Here is a 20141-nt window from a genome sequence, read left to right on the forward strand (position 1 = left end):
TCGTCGGGTGGATCCGCCGCGGCCGGGGCGGCAGAAAGCAGCGCGGCGCACAGCGGGGCCGCCACGACTGTCGACCACTTCACCGGACCGACGTTCATGTCATCAACGATAGGCCTCCAAGGATCCTTTGAGGATCCCGCAAGGAGCGCGACAGAGGCTGCGGTCCATGGGCAACACCATCTACCTCGACGGCGCCCGCGTGGCCACGATGCACCGCGCCGACGCCCCGCTGGGCCGCACGGCCCGGTTCCACCTGCGCAAGTTGTTCGACAACTTGCCCTGCTGCCACCGCTCGTGGGCCAACCAAGGCAAACGCTTCTTCCTGCACGGCTTCGAGCGGGCCTTTGACATCGAATTCGCCTGCGCCGAAACCGAACCCGAAACCGAGGCGGTGATCGACGAGGGCACCCTCGACGAGGTCAAGACGGCGCTGCGCGACCAGTTCGACCACACCACGCTGATCGCCGTCGACGACCCCCAGCGCGACCTGTTCGAGTTGCTGGCCGACCGGGGCGTCATCGACCTGCGGATCATGGACGACACCGGGATGGCCGGCACGGCCGCCTGGACCTTCGAGACGGTCGAACGCATCGTCGAGCGGGCGACCGGCGGCCGCGTCTGGGTATCGCGGATCAAGGCGCGCGAGAGCCGCAACAACGTCGTCACCCTGACGGCGGGACCCGTTTAGAACGAAACACGACGCTCGCAATGCCGATGCGGGAGTATGCGTTCGTGAGCGACGCCTCGGCAATCGGCTGCGTTGGGACGTTGACCGTGGCAACCCGTGGCGACCGCGGCGCCGGGGAGGTACTGGTCACCGTGCGCGGCGCCAAGGAGGCCTTCCTGGCGTGGTCCGACGAGCCGCTGCCGAAGGGCGCCGAGGTGCTGGTGGTGGAGGTCAGGGAAGCCCGGACGGTGGTCGTCGAACCCTGGCACGGCCTCGCCTGATCTGAATTGACCGCCCGGATCGTCCGGGATACAACAGCGAAACCCAAAAGGAGTCCCCATGCTCGGTTACAAGGTGCCCTCCCCCGACGAGGCGATGCTGATCTCGGGCGGCCGAAGCAAGAGCAACGCCCCATTTCGCGTCGTGACCGGCCACGGCGCCTTCATCATGCCGTTCTTCCGCAAGGCCCGCTTCCTCACGCTGGCGATGTGTGAGGCCGAGGTGGCCGAGAAATGCGTGACCCAGCAGGGCATCACGCTCAACGTCCGGGCGGTGATCGCGTTCAAGGTTGGCAACGACACCGAAAGCATCATCAGCGCCGCCCAGCGATTCCTGTCCGAACAGGATCAGATGTCCGTGCTGACGGGCCGCATCTTCGCCGGCCACCTGCGGTCGATCATCGGCTCGATGACCGTCGAGCAGATCATCCGGGAACGCCAGAAACTGGCGACCGAGGTGCTCGACGGCTCCAAGGAGGAGATGGCCCGCATCGGGCTCACCGTCGACGCGCTGCAGATCCAATCCATCGACGACGACGGGCTCGGCTACATCAACGCGATGTCGGCGCCGCACAACGCGGCCATCCAGCAGCAGGCCCAGATCGCCCAGGCCCAGGCGAATCAGGCGGCCGCCGAAGCCGAGCAGGAATCGCAGCGCAAGCAGGCGGAATTCGCCCGCGAGACCGCAATCGTCAAGGCGCAGTACAAGGCCGAGGTCGACAAGGCCCAGGCCGAGGCCGCGCAGGCGGGGCCGCTCGCCGAAGCCGAGGCCCAGCGCGAGGTGCTGCAGATGCGCACCGAGCTGGCCCAGCGCGCCGCCGAACTGCGCCAGCAGGAACTGGTTGCCGAGGTGGTCAAGCCCGCCGAGGCCGAAGCCGAGCGCGTGCGGATCCTGGCCGTCGCCGACGCCGAGAAGATGAAGATCCAGGCCGAGGCCGCGGCGTCGCACAACCGGGTGGCGCTGGACAAGGCGCTGATCGATCAGCTGCCCGAGATCGTGGAGAAGGCGGCCCGGGGGCTCGCCAACGCCAACGTGACGGTGCTCAACGGCGCCGAGGGACTCACCGAGGTGGCCAGCGGGCTGGTCGCCCAGGGCAGGGCGATCTTCGACGCCCTGCGGGGCACCGTCGACTACTACGACGACGAAACCGCCGCGCCGCCGCTCACCACGAACTCCGAATCAAGTAATTCGTGAATTCGCCTGTGCTGCAACACTAATCGCCACTGTAGGCGAGGTCGTCGGACAACACGTTGGACAGGTCGCCGAGATCCATGTCCAGCATCCCATTGTCTCGTTGAGACTGGATTCCCGAGAGACCCGACAGGCCCGAGGTCCCCGACAGGCCAGGTGAGGCCGCGCCGGCGACTGCCTCCGGCACCGGGCTCGGCGGGCCCGCCGGGCTGATGATCACCTGGCCGACGACGCCGTGGGTGGTGAAAGAGCCGCCCTGACCGACGGTGACCATTTCGTGGGGCCCGATAATCAGCGCGCCGCCCTGGTTTAGCGGCACGGTGGCCCCGGTGTGGACGATCAAATAGGAGCCGTCGTCGACCGTCAACGTCCCGCCGGTGACACTCATGACGCCGGTGGGGTCGATGGTGACCACACCACCGGAGTTGATGGAGAACGCACCGGCGTCGTTGACCACGCCGCCGGGGCTGACGGTGAGCGTGCCGTTGTCGATCAACGCGCCGCCGTGGTCGATCGTCAGCGCCGCGCCCTCGGTGAAGGTGCCGCCGGAGTTGACGTTGATTGTGCCGCCGCTGCTGACTTCCATCGTGCCGCCGAAGTTACCCAGTGAGCCGCCGTGCTCGACGGTCAGCGTGCCGCCCGCATCGACCGTCGTGGTGCCGAAGTTACCGAGGAAGCTGCCGTCATCGACGGTGAGAGTGCCGCTGTCGGTCAGGGTTCCGCCCGAGAAGACTCCCAAGCTGCCGCCGTCGTTGACAGTGAGTGTGCCGTTGTCGACCAGGCCGCCGCCCGAGTAGACGGTCATGCTGCCGGAGTCGGTAAGGGTGCCGCCGCTGCTGACGGTGAGGGTGCCGTAGTCGTTCAGGGTGCTGCCGGGGCTCACGGTCAGTGTGCCCGCGTCGCTCAGGTTGCCCGTTTGAGTGATGGTCAGGGTGCCGTTGTCGGTCAGGGTGCCGCCCGAGTCGACCGTCAAGGGTCCGTAGTCGAACAGCGTGCCGCCCTGATCGACGGTCAGTGTGCCGCCGTTGGTGACCGTCATCGGATCGATGGTGTAGAGGTGCCCGCCGTTGTCGACGGTCAGCGTGCCGGAATCGGCAAGGGTCCCGTAGTTGGAGAAGACGCCACCGTTGTCGACGGTGACCGTGCCGCCGCTGTCGATGGTCATCGTCCCGCCGTTGACGACCTGGAACGTCCCGGCGTCGGTGAGCGTGCCGCCCGAGTTGACGGTCAAAGCGCCGTAGTCGACTACGTTGCCGCCGCTGTTGACCGTCAGCGTGCCGCCGTCGGTGACCGTCACCGTCCCACTGTCGTAGAGGTTGCCACCGGCGTTGACAATGACGTCGCCGCCGTCGGTGAAGGTGCTGCCGCTGTAGACGGTGAGAGTGCCGGAGTCGGTGCCACCCGTGCTCACGGTCAGGGTGCCGCCTTGGTTCACGGTAACAGCGCCGGCGTCGTAGAGGTTGCCGCCGCCGGTCACGGTGACGCCGCCGCCCTGACCGACCGTCACCGTCCCGCCATCGGACAAGGTACCGCTCACGGTGAGGCTGCCGGTGTCGGCGCCACCCGTACTCACGGTGAGGCCACCGCCTTGGCTAACGGTGAGGCTGCCGCCGCTGTCGACAGTCAACACGCCGCCCTGGGTGACCGGGACCGTGTTGCCGGACGGGATGGTGAGGGATCCGCCGTTGGTGACCTCTACGGTCCCGCTGTCGGTCAGGGTGCTGTTGGCCAGGTTGAGGTCGGCGCCGTCGATGAGGGTGCCACCGCTATGGACCGTGACGGCGTTGCCGAAAAAGGTTTGATTGAAAGTCATTCCGTGGCTGAACGTGATTGTGCCGGAGTCGTTGACCGTTGTATTGAAGAAAATGGCATGGCCGCCGCTGTTGACGGTCAGGGCGCCGCCGCTGTTGACCGTCAGGTTGGCGTTGCTGACGACGAACTTGGCGTTTTCGGAGACGGTGACGGTGCCGCTGTCGATCAGGCCGGCGCCGGGTTGAACGGTGAGAGCGCTACCAACGTCGGCACCGTCGCCCACGGTGACGGTGCCGCCGGAGTTGACGGTCAATGTGCCGGGGCTAACTTCGAAGTCGGTGCCGTTGGTGATGGCGAGGCTGCCGCCGGAGTTGACGGTGAAACTGCCGGCGTCCTGCACGCTGGCCGCGTTCCCGCCACTGCCGGCGGTGAAGGTGCCGCCGTCGGTGACTGCGCCGCCGGAGTTGACGTCGAGGGTGGTGCCGCCGGACAAGGTAAAGGTCCCGCCGCTGTTGACGTTGAGGGTGCCCCCGGCGTTGACGTTGACGGTGGTGCCGGTGCCGGTCACGGTGAGGCTGCCGGTGTCGCCGGTGACGGTGGCATTGCTGACGCTGAGCGTGCCGCCGCCGTTGACGGTCAGGGTGCCGCTGGTATCGGTCAGGCTGCCGCCGCCGGTCACGGTCAGGCTGCCGGTGTCCCCGGCGGTCGTAGTGCTGACACTGAGCGTGCCGCCGTGGTTGACCGCAAGCGCCCCGCCGTCTGAAAGCGTGCCGCCACCGGTCACGGTCAGGCTGCCGGTGTCGGTGCCGACCCCCGTGCTCACGGTGAGGGTGCCGCCGTGGCCGACCGTGACTGTCCCGGCGTCGGACAGCGTGCCACCACTGGTCACCGTCAGGCCACCCGTGTCGGCACCACCCTGGCTGATCGTCAGGGTGCCGCCGGAGTTCACCGTGACCGTCCCGCTGTCGGACAGCGTGCCGCCGCCGGACACCGTCAGACTGCCGGTGTCGGTACCACCCTGGCTGATCGTCAGCGTGGCGCCATGCTGGACCGTCAACGCGCCGGAGTCGGTCACCGTGCCGCCACAGGTCACCGTCATGGCACTGTTGTCGCTGAACGCACCGCCGGACTGAATGGTCAACGAGCCGCCGTCGGTGACGTTGAAGCTGCTGTTGGCGAAGCCCACATAGCCGCCATTGTCGACAACCACCGAGCCGGAGTCGGTGATCGTGCCCGGGTTGCTGAGCAGGTAGCCGCCGTTCTCGACCGTGAAGGTGCCGCCATTGTCGATGGTCAGGGTGCCGGTGCCACTGCCCACCGAGAATGAGCCGGCGTCGTTGACAACCCCGCCGCTGGCCACGTCCAGCGTGCCGCCGGAGAGGGTAAGGGCACCACCATTCAGGTTGAGGGTGCCGGCGTCGGTGAAGGTGCCACCGGAATAGACGAAAACGCTGCCGCCGGTGTTATCGGTGATAGTGCCGCCGGTGTTGATGGCGACCGTGCCGAAGTCTTTCAGGAAGCCGCCAACGGTCAGGCTGCCCGTGTCGGTGCCACCCGTGCTCACGGTCAGCGTGCCGCCGTTGTTGACCGTGACCGTCCCCGCGTCGGACAACGAGCCCCCACTGGTGATCGTCAGGCTGCCGGTGTCCCCGGTAGTCGCGGTGCTGACGTTGAGGGTGCCGCCGGAATTGACGGTGAGAGTGCCCCCGTCGGACAGGCTGCCGCCGCCGGTCACCGTGAGGGTGCCGCTGTTGGCAGTGGTGGTGCCCACGGACAGCGTGCCGCCGGAGTTGACGGTGGTCGCCCCGCCGTCAGACAGGGTGCCGCCTCCGGTCACCGTCAGGCTGCCGGTATTGGTGCCACCCGTGCCGACGGTGAGAGTGCCGCCGTGGCCGACCGTGACCGTCCCAGCGTCGGACGCAGTGCCGCCGACCGTGAAGCTGCCGCTGTTGGTGCTGGCCGTGCCCACCGTGACCGCACCACCGTGGCTGACGGTGAGACTGCCGCCACTGTCGACAGTGAGCCCGCCGCCTTGGGTGACCGCGAGGGTGTTGCCGGACGGGATGGTGAGGGCACCGCCATTGCTGATTTCGACGGTCCCGCCGCTGGCACTGATGGTGGTGTTGACCGGGAGGTTGAGGGTGATGCCGTTGGTGAACGTGCCGCCGCTATTGACCGTGATGGTGTTGGTGCCCAGGAGCTGCACGGAGGTACCGCTGTTGAGCGTGATCGCGCCGGAGTCGTTGACGGTGCTGGTGCTGAGGCCGAACTGGCCGCCGTTAAAGGTGAGGACGCCGGTGCTGTTGACGGTCACGGTGCCGCCGCCGGCGGCGAACTGTCCGCCGTTGACGGTGACGGTGCCGCTGTCGACCAGGCTGCCGCCGTTGAAGATGAGATTGCCGCCGGCGGCAGTGACCTGGCCGCCCTGGTTGACGGCGAGGGTGCCGCCGGTCCAGATATCGGCGTCGCAGCTGGAACTGAGGGTGAGGCTGCCGCCCTGGGTGACGGTGAGATTGCCGTAGACCTCCAGGCCACCCGCGGTGCCGGGCGCGCCGGTGGTGATAGCGCCGCCGTCGAAGGCCTGGCCGCCGGAGTCCACGGTGAGGGCGCCGAAGTTGAGGGCAACAGTGCCGCCGCTGTTGACGTTCAGGGTGCCGCCGCTGGTGACGGTGATGTCGCCCTCGCTGAATCCCACACCGCCGGTGAGCGTGCCGCCGCTGTTGACGTTGACCGTCCCGCCGTCGGTCAGGGTGGTGCCGCTCAGAGTGACGCTGCCGGTGTCACCGGTAACGGTGGCATTGCTGACGTTGAGCGTGCCGCCGCTGTTGACCGTGAAACTGCCGCCGGTGTCGGTCAGGTTGCCGCCGCCGGTCACCGTGAGGCTGCCGGTGTCCCCGGTGGTCGCGGTGCTGACGTTGAGGGCGCCGCCGCTGTTGACCGTGAGCGTCCCGCCGTCGGACACGGTGCCGCCGCCGGTAATGGTGAGGGTGCCGCTGTTGGCAGTGGTGGTGCCCACGGTGAGGACGCCGCCGGAGTTGACGGTGACCGTCCCGCCGTTGACGGTGAGCGTGCCGCCGCCGGTCACCGAGAGGAACCCGGTGTCGGCGCCGCCCGTACTCACCGTGAGCGCGCCGCCGGAGCTGACGGTCAGAGAGCCACTGTCGGTCAGGATGCCGCCGGAGCCGACGGTCAGAGTGCCGCTGTCGGTGACCACGCCGCCGGAGCTGATGGCCAGGGTGCCGGTGTCGGTGTAGCTGGCGTTCGCATCGATGATGAGCTGCCCGCCACTGGCGACGGTGAGCGTCTGGCCGGGCAGGGTGACGGCAGGATTGCCCGCGGTGACTTCGACGACTTGGCCGTTCAGGATCGTGCCCTGAAGGTCGATCGGATCGACGCCGTTGATGATCACGTGGGTGATCGACAGCGGCGGCTGGGACGCGGCCGGCGCCACCGACTGCGTGGACGCCGCCGGGGCGGCCGATTGCGGCGAGGTGGCGGCGGGCGTGACCGACTGTGACGTCGCCGCGGGGGCAACGGATTGCGTGGAGGCGGTGGGCGTGACCGATTGTGACGTCGCCGCGGGCGCAGCCGACTGCGGCGTGGTCGCCATCGGCGTAACCGACTGCGTGGTCGACGTCGACGTAACGGACTGCGTGGTCGACGTCGACGTGACGGACTGCGGCGTGGTCGCCATCGGCGTAACCGACTGCGTGGTCGTCGTCGGCGTGACGGACTGCTGCGAAACCGTCGGGGTGAGTTGTTGGGTCGCGATGGGCATGCCCAGCTGCTGGCTCTCCGCGGCCGAGCTCAGCTGCTGGGTCGCCGCGGTCGAGGTCAGTTGTTGCGTGTCCGTCGTCGGGGTCAGCTGCTGGGTCGCGATCGAGGTCAGCTGCTGCTGAATCACCGACTGCGTCTGGGATCCCGCGGTGTTCGCAGCGCTCTGGGCTACCGCGCCGCCCTGGGCGTTCTGGCCCGCCGGGTTGGTCGTCTGCGGCGGCTCGCTATACGACTGCAAGGCACTGGCGGCCGCCGAATCGACGGCATACCCGTACATCGCGACCGCATCCTGGACCCACATCGCCATGTACTCGGCCTCGGTCGCCGCGATCGCAGGCGTGTTCTGCCCGAAGAAGTTCGTTGCGATCAACGCCATCAGTTGCGCCCGGTTCTCGGCGATCAGCGGCGGCGGCACCGTCATCAGATATGCCGCCTCATACGCGGCAGCCGCCGCAAACGCCTGCGTGGCCGTCACCCCGGCCTGGGCGGCAGCGGCGGTCAACCATGCCACATAGGGTGCGGCCGCCACACTCATCGCCATCGACGACGGCCCGAACCAGAGCCCGGTCAAGCCCGTCAGTTCGGAGGAATAGCCCGCGGCCGCCGACTCCAGCTCTGCGGCCACCGCGTCCCAGGCTGCCGCCGCGGCCAGCAGCGGGCCCGATCCGGGACCGGTGTACATCAGCCCGGAGTTGACCTCGGGGGGTAGCGACCCAAAGTCCATGGCCTGCCCTCTTCGAACATCTCAGTCAGTGACCCCCACAGCGAACAAAATCCTATCGCCGATTCGGACGATGGTCATAGAAAACTCACCAAAAGATTCCTTCGGTACGGAAACTGGAAACCTATTGACTTGCACGACAATTCGAAGCACGGCCAGGCATCGGACCCGAACGCGGCGGCTTTACTGAAATGCTCTGTGCCGCAAGGTCAATCGGCCGTGAGGGCCACGCGGCGCTGTCGGATTCCCGGGGTTCCCGCCGGACCCGGGCAAGCCAGCGCGCCCGGTGGACCGCCGTCGACGAAATCTCCACGACGCACAGCGACGGACGCCCGGGTGTGCGAGCCGGCGAAACGGCGCCCCCGGACCCTGCCCGGTCGGCCTCGGGGGTTTCTCAGGAAAGCGTGTACGCGGATATGCGGCGTATGAATGAATAATTGGCGAACCAACTGGCCGCAGGCGAAAGGTCGACGGAAGTGGCTAAGAAAGCCCAATCAGTGGCGGACGCGGCGAAAGAGAGCCTGGCCGCGGAGCTCGACCGGCTGCGGCAGCGGCGCGACCGCCTCGAGGTAGAGGTCCGCAACGACCGTGGCATGGTGGGCGATCACGGCGACGCCGCCGAGGCGATCCAGCGCGCCGAGGAGCTGGTGGGGCTCAGCGACCGGATCAACGAGCTGGACCGCCGGCTGCGCACCGGACCGTCCGACCCCGACGCCTCGGAGACGCTGCCCGGTGGCACCGAGGTGACCCTGCGCTTCTCCGACGGCGAAGTGGTCACCATGCACGTGATCTCGATCGTGGAAGAGACGCCGGTGGGTCGGGAAGGCGAGACGCTGACCGCGCGCAGCCCCCTGGCCCAGGCGTTGGCCGGACACAAGGCGGGCGACACGGTGACCTACTCCACGCCGCAGGGCGAGGATCAGGTCGAGCTGATAGCGGTCAAGCTGCCCCGCTAAAGCGTCCCGTAGCGTCCCCGGCGCGGCCCGCCGGCCCGGATAGACTCCCCCCGATGGTTGCCCCGCCGCCCGATGCCGCACCGCCCAGCCCGCAGTTGAGCCTGACGACTCAGGTGATGCGTTTCGTCGTCACCGGCGGCCTGGCCGGGATCGTCGACTTCGGCCTGTACTTGGCGCTGTACAAAGCGGTGGGCGTCCAGGTCGACCTGGCCAAGGCGACCAGCTTCGTCGTCGGCACCATCACCGCGTACCTGATCAACCGCCGGTGGACGTTCCAGGCGGCGCCCAGCACCGCGCGTTTCGTCGCGGTGATGATCCTCTACGGCATCACCTTCGCCGTGCAGGTCGGGCTGAACCACCTGTGCCTTGCGCTTATGCACTATCGCGGGTGGGCAATACCCGTCGCGTTCGTGATCGCGCAGGGCACCGCGACGGTGATCAACTTCGTCGTGCAGCGAGCCGTGATCTTCCGCATCCGCTGAGCCACCTGCGCACGGCGGTTTTGCCCGCCTCCTCCTCGGGACGCAAGCGTCCCGCATCGTCGCGCGGGCAGGCGGTAGCCTCTTTGACGATGTTGAGCACCGAACTTGGAACCACCCCCACCCGGCTGACCGGCTTCGGCCGCACCGCGCCGTCGGTGGCCGAGGTGCTCTCGACCCGCGATCCGGAGGTGATCGCCAAGGCCGTCGCGCGGGTGGCCGAGTCCGGCGGCCCGAACGGGCGGGGCGTCATCGCGCGCGGGCTGGGCCGGTCCTACGGGGACAACGCCCAGAACGGGGGCGGCCTGGTGATCGACATGACCGGGCTCAATCGCATCCACTCGATCAGCGCCGACACCCGGCTGGTCGATGTCGACGCAGGGGTGAGCCTGGACCAGCTGATGAAGGCGGCGCTGCCCTTCGGGCTGTGGGTTCCGGTGCTGCCGGGCACCCGTCAGGTCACCATCGGCGGCGCGATCGCCTGCGACATCCACGGCAAGAACCATCACAGCGCGGGCAGCTTCGGCAACCACGTCCGCTCGATGGACCTGCTGATGGCCGACGGCACCATCCGCACCATCACCCCCGACGGCCCGGACGCCTCGGACGCCGAGCTGTTCTGGGTCACGGTCGGCGGCAACGGCCTGACCGGGATCGTGCTGCGCGCGACCATCGAGATGACACCCACGGAGACGGCCTATTTCATCGCCGACGGCGTCGCCACCAAGGACCTCGACGAGACGGTCGCGGTCCACCTCGACGGCAGCGAGGCCAACTACACCTACTCGAGCGCCTGGTTCGACCTGATCAGTCCGCCGCCCAAGCTAGGCCGGGCCGCGGTCAGCCGCGGCAGCCTGGCGAAGCTGGACCAATTGCCGGCGAAGCTGGCCAAGAATCCGCTGAAATTCGATGCGCCGCAACTGTTGACGGTGCCGAACGTGTTTCCGGTCAGCGCGATGAACAAGCTGTCGTTCATGGCCATCGGCGAGGTGTACTACCGGCTGGGCGGCACCTATTCCGGCAAGGTCATGAACCTGTCGCAGTTCTACCACATGCTCGACCTGGTCAGCGGGTGGAACAACGCTTACGGCCCAATGGGTTTCGCCCAGCACCAGTTCCTGGTTCCGCCGGACGCGATGGACGAATTCAAGGACATCATCCGCTGGATCCAGACCAGCGGCCACTACTCGGCGTTGAACGTGTTCAAACTGTTCGGCCCGGGCAACCGCGCGCCACTGAGCTTTCCGATGGCCGGGTGGAACGTGGCGATGGACTTCCCCAACAAGCCGGGGATCAACGAGTTCCTCAACGAACTCGACCGGCGCGTGCTGCAATTCGGTGGCCGGGTCTACACGGCCAAGGATTCCCGTGCCAGCGCCGAAACCTTTCACGCCATGTACCCGCGCATCGACGAGTGGATCGCGGTGCGCCGCAAGGTGGATCCCTCGGGGGTGTTCGCCTCGGACATGGCCCGACGTTTGGAGCTGTTGTAAATGGTGCTCGACGCTGTGGGTAACCCGCAGACCATCCTGCTGCTCGGCGGTACCTCGGAGATCGGGCTGGCCATCTGCGAGCGTTACCTGCAGAACGCGCACGCCCGGATCGTGCTGGCCGCCATGCCCGATGACCCGGGCCGTGACGCCGCCGTCGCCCAGATGAAGGCCGCGGGCGCGCGGTCGGTGGAGCTGATCGACTTCGAAGCCACCGACCCCGACAGCCACCCGAAAATGATCGAGGAGGCGTTCGCCCACGGCGACGTCGACGTGGCCATCGTCGCCTTCGGGATTCTCGGGGACGCCGAAGAGCTGTGGCAAGACCAGCGGAAGGCCGTGCTCGCCGCCGAAATCAATTACACCGCAGCGGTTTCGGTGGGGGTGCTGCTCGGCGAGAAGATGCGGGCCCAGGGCTTCGGCCAGATCATCGCGATGAGCTCGGCCGCGGGGGAACGGGTGCGGCGGTCCAACTTCGTCTACGGCTCCACCAAGGCGGGACTGGACGGCTTTTACCTCGGACTCGGAGAAGCCCTGCGCGAGTACGGGGTTCGCGTCCTGGTGATCCGCCCCGGCCAGGTCCGCACCCGGATGAGCGCGCACGTCAAGGAAGCGCCGCTGACCGTCGACAAGGAGTACGTCGCCAACCTCGCGGTCACCTCGGCCGCAAAGGGTAAGGAATTGGTTTGGGCGCCAGGAGCATTCCGGTACGTGATGATGGTGTTGCGACACATCCCGCGGCCCATCTTCCGCAAGCTGCCCATCTGATCATGCGTAACGCCCTGGCCAGCCTAGGCCAGATGTTCGTGGCGGTGGCGGTGGCCGTCGTCGTCGCCGTGGTCTCGCTGACCGCCATCTCCCGGGTGCAGTGGCCCGCCTTCCCGTCGTCCAACCAGCTGCACGCGCTCACCACGGTGGGACAGGTGGGCTGCCTGGCCGGTCTGGTCGCCGCGGGTTGGGCATGGCGACGGTGGCGCCGGCCCGCGCAGCTGGCCGGGCTGGTGTTCGTGTCGGCGTTCACCGTGGTGACCCTGGGCATGCCGCTGGGCGCGACCAAGCTGTACCTGTTCGGCATCTCCGTCGATCAGCAGTTCCGCACCGAGTACCTGACCCGGCTGGCCGACAGTCCGGCCCTGCGCGACATGACCTACATCGGGCTGCCGCCGTTCTACCCGCCGGGCTGGTTCTGGATCGGCGGGCGGGCCGCGGCGCTGAGCGGAACGCCGGCCTGGGAGGTGTACAAGCCCTGGGCCGTCACCTCGATCACCATCGCGGTCGCCGTCGCGCTGGTGCTGTGGTGGCGGATGATCCGGTTCGAGTACGCGCTGATCGTCACCACCGCGACGGCCGCGGCGACGCTCGCCTACGGTTCGCCCGAGCCGTACGCCGCGATGATCACCGTGCTGCTGCCGCCGGTGCTGGTGCTGACCTGGTCGGGGCTGCGTGCCGGCGAACGGCGGGATCTTCCCGAGCGTCACGCCAGCGTGACGCCGGACGCCGACGGCCACACTGGCGTGACGCTCGAGGCGGCGGCGGAGCCACAGGCGCGAAGCGGCTGGGCCGCCGTCATCGCCGCCGGCCTTTTCCTGGGTTTCACCGCGACGTGGTACACGCTGCTGTTCGGCTTCAGCGCCTTCACGTTCGGCGTGATGGGCCTGTGGGTGGCCGGGTCGCGCTGGCGGCAGGGCGGTTTCAGGGCGGCGCTAGAGCCGCTGCGCCGGCTGGCCGTCGTCGCGGTCATCGCGGCGGCTATCGCGAGCACCACCTGGCTGCCGTTCCTGTTCCGGGCGGTCGGCAGCCCGGTGAGCAACTCCGGCAGCGCCGCGCACTACCTGCCGGCCGACGGCGCCGTGCTGACCTTCCCGATGCTGCAGTTCTCCCTGCTGGGGGCGGTCTGCCTGCTGGGCGCGCTGTGGCTGGTCGTGCGCGCGAGGTCGTCGGTCCGGGCCGGCGCCCTGGCCATCGGCGTGCTGGCCGTTTACCTGTGGTCGCTGCTGTCGATGCTCACCACGCTGGCGCGCACCACGCTGCTGTCGTTCCGGTTGCAGCCCACCCTGACGGTGCTGCTGGTGGCCGCCGGGGCGTTCGGGTTCGTCGAGGCGACGCGGGCGCTGTCCGCGCGCGGCCGGGCCGTGCTCCCCCTGGCCGGCGCCGTCGGCCTGGCCGCGGCGATCGCTTTCAGCCAGGACATTCCCGACGTGCTTCGGCCCGACCTCACCGTCGCCTACACCGACACCGACGGCAACGGGCAGCGCGGCGACCGCAGGCCGCCGAGCTCGGAGAAGTTCTACCCCGACATCGACCACACCATCACGACCGTGACCGGCCGGCCGCGCGACCAGACCGTCGTGATGACCGCCGACTACAGCTTCCTGTCCTTCTATCCCTATTGGGGATTTCAGGGACTGACGTCGCACTACGCCAACCCGCTGGCGCAGTTCGACCTGCGGGCCGCCCAGATCAACAAGTGGTCCAAACTCAAGTCCGCCGACGAGCTCCTCCACGCGCTGGACACCTGCCCCTGGCCGCCGCCGACGGTGTTTCTGATGCGCCGCGGCGCAAACGGCAACTACACCCTGCGGCTCGCCGAGGACGTCTACCCCAACCAGCCCAACGTCCGTCGCTACACCGTCGACCTGCGGGCCGCGCTCTTCGAGAGCCCGCAGTTCGTCGTCCACAGCGCCGGCCCGTTCGTGGTGGCCATCCGCAAGCCCGGACCGAGCCGCTGATGAGCACCGACACCGTGCCTCAAAAGGGGCCGCCGGGCGTCGAAGAACTAGCATCTACCACCGTGACCGACACGGGAGCGAACCACCGGATCACTCGGTGGGTTGCAATCGTCGCCGGGCTGCTCGGGGCTTTGCTGGCCCTCGCCACCCCCCTGCTGCCGGTCAATCAGACCACCGCGCAGCTGAACTGGCCGCAAAACGGCACGTTCGCAAGCGTCGACGCCCCCCTGATCGGGTACGTGGCCACCGACCTCAACATCACCGTGCCTTGCCAGGCCGCCGCCGGGCTGGCCGGACCGCAGAACGCCGGCAAGACCGTGCTGTTGTCCACCGTGCCCAAGCAGGCGCCCAAGGCCGTCGACCGCGGGCTGCTCATCCAGCGCGCCAACGACTACCTGGTGGTGGTGGTGCGCAACGTCGCGGTCGTCACCGCCCCGCTCAGCCAGGTGCTCAGCCCGGCCTGCCAGCGGTTGACCTTCACCGCGCACGCCGAGAAGGTCACCGCCGAATTCGTCGGGCTGACCCAGGGCCCCAACACCGAGCACCCCGGCGCGCCGCTGCGCGGGGAGAAGAGCGGCTACGACTTCCGGCCCCAGATCGTCGGCGTCTTCACCGATCTCGCCGGGCCGACCCCGCCCGGCCTGAGCTTCTCGGCGACCGTCGACACCCGCTACAGCAGCAGCCCGACGCAGCTGAAGATGGCCGCGATGATCCTCGGGGTCGTCCTGACGGCCGCCGCGCTGGTCGCGCTGCATCTGCTCGACACCGCCGACGGCACCCGGCACCGCCGCTTCCTGCCGTCGCGCTGGTGGTCGGTCAGCGGGCTGGACGCGCTGGTCATCGCCGTTCTGGTGTGGTGGCAGTTCGTCGGTGCGAACACCTCCGACGACGGCTACATCCTGACCATGGCCCGGGTGTCCGAGCACGCCGGCTACATGGCCAACTACTACCGCTGGTTCGGCACGCCGGAGGCCCCCTTCGGCTGGTACTACGACCTGCTGGCGCTGTGGGCCCACGTCAGCACGGCCAGCATCTGGATGCGACTGCCCACCCTGGCCATGGCGCTGACGTGCTGGTGGGTGATCAGCCGGGAAGTGATGCCCCGCCTGGGCCACGCCGTCAAACGAAACCGCGGTGCGGCGTGGACGGCGGCCGGCATGTTCCTGGCGGTGTGGCTGCCGCTCAACAACGGCCTGCGCCCCGAGCCGATCATCGCGCTGGGCATCCTGCTCACCTGGTGCTCGGTGGAGCGCGCGGTGGCCACCAGCCGGCTGCTGCCGGTGGCGGTCGCCTGCATCATCGGCGCGCTGACCCTGTTCTCCGGGCCGACGGGCATCGCCTCCATCGGCGCCCTGCTGGTCGCGATCGGGCCGCTGCGCACCATCCTGCACCGCCGGTCCAAACGGTTCGGCGCGCTGCCCCTGGTGGCGCCGCTGCTCGCCGCGGTCACCGTCACCACCATCCTGATCTTCCGGGACCAGACGCTGGCCGGTGAGATTCAGGCCAGCATGCTCAAGCGCGCCGTCGGGCCCAGCCTGAGTTGGTTCGACGAGCACATCCGCTACGAGCGGTTGTTCATGGCCAGCCCCGACGGGTCGGTCGCGCGCCGCTTCGCCGTGCTGGCGCTGATCCTGGCGCTGGCGATCACCGTGGCAATGTCGTTGCGCAAGGGCCGAATTCCGGGCACGGCCGCCGGGCCCAGCCGCCGCATCGTCGGCATCACCATCATCTCGTTCATCGCGATGATGTTCACGCCCACCAAGTGGACCCATCACTTCGGGGTGTTCGCCGGGTTGGCCGGATCGCTGGGTGCGCTGGCCGCGGTCGCGGTGACCGCCGCGGCGATGCGGTCCCGGCGCAATCGCACCATGTTCGCCGCGGTGGTGCTGTTCCTGGCGGCGTTGTCGTTCGCGAGCGTCAACGGCTGGTGGTATGTGTCCAATTTCGGTGTGCCATGGTCGAATTCGTTCCCGGCGTGGCATTACGCCTTCGCCACCGCACTGCTCGGTCTGACCGTTCTGGTGCTGCTGGTGGCGGCGTGGTTCCATTTCGTTTCACCGAACAACGGGTCGTCCAAGACCCGCGCGACCGGAATCATCCAGTCCCCCTTGGCAATTGCGACATGGTTGCTGGTCGTGTTCGAGGTCGCGTCGCTGACCCTGGCGATGACCGACCAGTACCCCGCCTGGTCGGTGGGCCGCTCCAACCTGCAGGCTTTGGCCGGCAAGTCCTGCGGCCTGGCCGAGGACGTGCTGGTGGAACAGGATCCCAACGCCGGGGCGCTGGCGCCGGTGGGCGCCTCGGTGGGCGACGCGCTGGGAGCGGGCTTGTCGGAAGCCTTCACCCCCAACGGCATTCCCGCCGACGTCCGCGCCGACCCGGTGATGGAGCGTCCGGGCGACCGCAGCTTCATCAACGACGACAAGCTGGTCACCGGCGCCGAGGCCGGCACGGAAGGCGGCACCAACCCGGCGCCGGGAATCAACGGTTCGGTGGCCCAGCTGCCCTACAGCCTGGATCCCTCGCGCACGCCCGTCCTGGGCAGCTGGCGCCCCGGCATCCAGGTGCCCGCCCACCTGCGGTCGGGCTGGTACCGCCTGCCGGCCCGCGACAAGGCGGGGCCGCTGCTGGTGGTCAGCGCGGCCGGCCGCTTCGACCCCCGCGAGGTCCAGGTTCAGTGGGCCACCGACGAGGAGGCCGCCGGCGGACACCCCGGCGGGTCGTTCCAGTTCGCCGACGTCGGGGCCTCGCCGGCGTGGCGCAACTTGCGGTTGCCGCTGTCGGCCATCCCCAGTAACGCCACCCAGCTGCGGTTGGTCGCCGACGACGAGGACCTGGCGCCGCAGCACTGGATCGCGCTCACACCGCCGCGGATCCCGCAGCTGCGCACGCTGCAGGACGTGGTCGGATCCAAAGACCCGGTGTTCCTGGACTGGCTGGTCGGGCTGGCGTTCCCCTGCCAGCGGCCGTTCGGCCACCAGAACGGCGTCGACGAGACGCCGAAGTGGCGCATCCTTCCGGATCGCTTTGGCGCCGAAGCGAATTCGCCGGTGATGGACAACAACGGCGGCGGCCCGCTGGGGGTCACCGAGCTGCTGCTGAAGGCGACCACCATGGCCACCTATCTGAAGGACGACTGGTCGCGCGACTGGGGCTCGCTGCAACGGTTGACGCCGTATTACGCCGACGCCCAGCCCGCCCGGCTGCAGCTGGGGACGACCACGCGCAGCGGGCTGTGGAGTCCCGCGCCGCTGCGCAAGACGTAGGCACCGCGGACATGACGGCCACCCTGATGAGCATGGCCCGCGACGAGCGGGCCGAGCTGGCCGAATTCCTCGCCACCCTGACGCCACAACAGTGGGACGCGCCCAGCCTGTGCACGCGCTGGACCGTCAAAGACGTTGTCGCGCATATGATCAGCTACGAGGAGCTCGGCGCGCTGGGGCTGCTGAGGCGCTTCGCGAAGGGCTGGGTGGTCAGGGCCAACCAGGTCGGTGTCGACGAGTTCGCCGACCTGAGCCCCCAGCAGCTGCTCGACTTCCTGCGCGCCCATCTGGAACCGCGCGGGCTGACGGCGGGCTTCGGCGGCATGATCGCGCTCGTCGACGGCACGATTCACCACCAGGACATCCGCCGCGCGCTGGGCCGCCCGCGCACCGTGCCGGCCGATCGGCTCGAGCGGGTGCTCGGTCTGGTCCCCGGCAATCCCAGGCTCGGGGCCGGCCGCCGGATCCGCGGGCTGCACCTGCGCGCCACCGACATCGAGTGGGCGCACGGCCGCGGCCCCGAAGTGATCGGGCCCGGCGAGGCGCTCCTGATGGCGATGTCCGGCCGACCCGCGGCGCTCGCCGAGCTCGACGGCCCGGGCCTGGACACGCTGGCCGCCCGGCTGCCCCGGTGAACAGCCCGAAGACCCGCTGCGCGGCCCCGCGTCCTCAGCGGACATAGCGGCTTCGCTTACGATCGAGCCTCGTGCCCCACGACGATGATCGGCGATCCCAGCGGATCCCACGCTTGGTGGCCGTCGTCGCGGGGCTTGTCGGACTGCTGCTGTGCGCGCTGGTCCCGTTGCTCCCGGTGAAGCAGACCACCGCGACCGTGCTGTGGCCGCAGGGCACCGCCGACGGGCACGTCACCCAGGTCACCGCGGCCCTGGTGTCCGGCGCGCCGCGCGCGCTGGACATCTCCATCCCGTGCGCCGCGATCGCCACGCTGCCCGCCCGCGGCGGCCTGGTGGTCTCCACCCTGCCCGCGGGCGGGTTGGACGCCGGCAAGAACGGGCTGTTCGTCCGGGCCGACAAGGATCTGGTGGTGGTCGCCTTCCGCGACACCGTGGCCGTGGCGACGCCGCGCCCGGCGGTCACCGGCGGAGCCTGCAGCGTGCTGCACGTCTGGGCCGACGCGGGCAGCGCGGGGGCCGACTTCGTCGGCATCCCGGGCGCCTCCGGGATCCTGCCGTCGGAAAAGAAGCCCCAAGTCGGCGGCATCTTCACGGATCTGAAGGTGCCCGCCCAGCCGGGGCTGTCGGCCCGCATCGACATCGACACCCGGTTCATCACGGCCCCCACCGCCCTCAAGCAGCTCGCGATGGCCGGCGGGGCCCTGGCCGTCCTCACGGCCGTCGTCGCGTTGGCCGCGCTCGATCGCCGCAGTCGCGGCGGCGGCGCGCTGGTGAACTGGCGCTCGCCGATCGCTTGGCTTGCCCGCTACCGCCCGCGGGCCCGGTGGAATTCGTGGCGGCGCGTCGGGATCGCGACATGGATCGCCGACGCCGGGGTGATCGCGACGCTGCTGGTCTGGCACGTCATCGGCGCCACCTCCTCCGATGACGGCTACAACCTGACCATCGCCCGCGTCGCCCCGAAGGCCGGCTACATCGCCAACTACTACCGCTACTTCGGCACGACCGACGCGCCGTTCGACTGGTACCTCGGGGTGCTGGCCCGGCTGGCGTCGGTGAGCACCGCCGGCGTGTGGATGCGCCTGCCCGCCACGCTGGCCGGGATCGCCTGCTGGCTGATCATCAGCCACTGGATCCTGCGCAGGCTGGGCCCCGGCAGGGGCGGCCTCGCCGCGAATCGGGTGGCGGTGTTCACCGCGGGCGCGGTGTTCCTGGCCGCGTGGTTGCCGTTCAACAACGGGTTGCGGCCCGAGCCGCTGATCGCGCTCGGCGTGATCATCACCTGGATGCTGGTGGAGCGCGCGATCGCGCTGCAGCGCCTGGCCCCCGCCGCCGTCGCGATCTTCGTCGCGATGCTCACCGTGACGCTTGCGCCGCAGGGCCTGATCGCCGTCGCCGCGCTACTGACCGGCGCCCGGGCCATCGTCCAGATCATCCGGCGGCGCCGGGCCACCGACGGGCTGCTGGCTCCGGTCGCCGTGCTGGCGTCGTCGCTGTCCTTGATCACCATCGTGGTGTTCCGCAGTCAGACGCTGGCAGGAGTCGCGGAGTCGGCGCGCATCAAATACAAGGTCGGGCCGACGATCGCCTGGTACCAGGACTGGCTGCGCTACTACTTCCTCACGGTGGAGTCCAACCCCGACGGGTCGATGGCGCGCCGATTCGCCGTGCTGGTGCTGCTGCTGTGCATGTTCGGCATGCTGGTCACCCTGCTGCGCCGCGGCCGCATCCCGGGCGTGGCCAGCGGCCCGGCGTGGCGGTTGATCGGCACCACGGCGTTCGGCCTGCTGTTGTTGACTTTTACGCCGACGAAGTGGGCGGTCCAGTTCGGTGCGTTCGCCGGGCTGGCCGGGGCGCTGGGTGCGGTGACCGCCTTCGCCCTGGCCCGGATCGGCCTGCACAACCGCCGCAACCTGACGCTTTACGTGACCGCGCTGCTGTTCGTGCTGGCGGTCGCGACCTCCGGCGTCAACGGCTGGTTCTACGTCGGCAACTACGGGGTGCCCTGGTATGACATTCAGCCGGTCGTCGCCAGCCACCCGGTGACGTCGATGTTCCTGGCGCTGTCGATCGCGACCGGGCTGCTCGCCGCCTGGCAGCACTTCCGGATGGACTACGCCGGCCACACCGAGGTCAAGGACAACCGGCGCAACCGGGTTCTCGCGTCGACGCCGCTGCTGGTGCTGTCTCTTATACACA

General features: G+C 69.1%; 12 protein-coding genes. 11 read left to right on the forward strand and 1 reads right to left on the reverse strand.

Annotation, left to right across the window (positions count from 1 at the left end):
• The first annotated feature begins 166 nt into the window (after positions 1-166).
• Genes WU80_RS18990 through WU80_RS19000 form a run of 3 tightly spaced genes read left to right on the forward strand, consistent with a single transcriptional unit; the run spans position 167 to position 2140 of the window.
• Complete coding sequence (locus WU80_RS18990) at positions 167-688, forward strand: 6-carboxytetrahydropterin synthase (protein WP_055404594.1); 522 nt, start codon at positions 167-169, stop codon at positions 686-688.
• Between the two features lie 44 nt (positions 689-732).
• Positions 733-948 (forward strand): hypothetical protein, encoded by a 216-nt coding sequence (locus WU80_RS18995; RefSeq protein WP_082459932.1) that lies wholly within the window; start codon positions 733-735, stop codon positions 946-948.
• 58 nt (positions 949-1006) lie between these two features.
• Positions 1007-2140 carry a flotillin family protein gene (locus WU80_RS19000; protein WP_055404593.1) on the forward strand — a complete coding sequence of 378 codons (1134 nt, stop codon included), beginning with the start codon at positions 1007-1009 and terminating at the stop codon, positions 2138-2140.
• A gap of 19 nt (positions 2141-2159) precedes the next feature.
• On the opposite strand, the gene WU80_RS19005 is transcribed toward WU80_RS19000, so the two are convergent.
• Positions 2160-8390, reverse strand: coding sequence for a PPE family protein (locus tag WU80_RS19005; protein ID WP_055404592.1), 6231 nt, complete (start codon positions 8388-8390; stop codon positions 2160-2162).
• Positions 8391-8863: 473 nt separating this feature from the next.
• On the opposite strand from WU80_RS19005, the gene WU80_RS19010 reads away from it, so the two are divergent.
• The 8 genes from WU80_RS19010 to WU80_RS19045 form a co-directional block, all read left to right on the forward strand.
• Complete coding sequence (locus tag WU80_RS19010; RefSeq protein WP_055404591.1) at positions 8864-9343, forward strand: GreA/GreB family elongation factor; 480 nt, start codon at positions 8864-8866, stop codon at positions 9341-9343.
• A 116-nt stretch (positions 9344-9459) separates the two neighbouring features.
• Complete coding sequence (locus WU80_RS19015; protein WP_156349657.1) at positions 9460-9825, forward strand: GtrA family protein; 366 nt, start codon at positions 9460-9462, stop codon at positions 9823-9825.
• A gap of 89 nt (positions 9826-9914) precedes the next feature.
• The gene (locus tag WU80_RS19020) at positions 9915-11315 is read left to right on the forward strand and encodes an FAD-binding oxidoreductase (RefSeq protein WP_055404589.1); all 1401 of its coding nucleotides are present in this window, start codon (positions 9915-9917) and stop codon (positions 11313-11315) included.
• Complete coding sequence (locus WU80_RS19025) at positions 11316-12080, forward strand: decaprenylphospho-beta-D-erythro-pentofuranosid-2-ulose 2-reductase (protein WP_055404588.1); 765 nt, start codon at positions 11316-11318, stop codon at positions 12078-12080.
• A gap of 2 nt (positions 12081-12082) precedes the next feature.
• Positions 12083-14041: a galactan 5-O-arabinofuranosyltransferase gene (locus tag WU80_RS19030; protein WP_055404587.1), complete on the forward strand. Its 1959-nt coding sequence runs from the start codon at positions 12083-12085 to the stop codon at positions 14039-14041.
• Positions 14041-17307: an arabinosyltransferase domain-containing protein gene (locus tag WU80_RS19035; protein WP_156349656.1), complete on the forward strand. Its 3267-nt coding sequence runs from the start codon at positions 14041-14043 to the stop codon at positions 17305-17307. The genes WU80_RS19030 and WU80_RS19035 overlap by 1 nt, the downstream gene beginning before the upstream one ends.
• 11 nt (positions 17308-17318) lie before the next feature.
• The gene (locus WU80_RS19040; RefSeq protein WP_055404597.1) at positions 17319-17942 is read left to right on the forward strand and encodes a maleylpyruvate isomerase family mycothiol-dependent enzyme; all 624 of its coding nucleotides are present in this window, start codon (positions 17319-17321) and stop codon (positions 17940-17942) included.
• 71 nt (positions 17943-18013) lie between these two features.
• Positions 18014-20141, forward strand: a 2128-nt coding sequence (locus WU80_RS19045; RefSeq protein ID WP_197285998.1) for an arabinosyltransferase domain-containing protein, incomplete at its 3' end; no start/stop codon positions are given.

It is taken from the genome of Mycobacterium sp. UM_11 (assembly GCF_001414075.1).
Taxonomy (GTDB): Bacteria; Actinomycetota; Actinomycetes; order Mycobacteriales; family Mycobacteriaceae; genus Mycobacterium.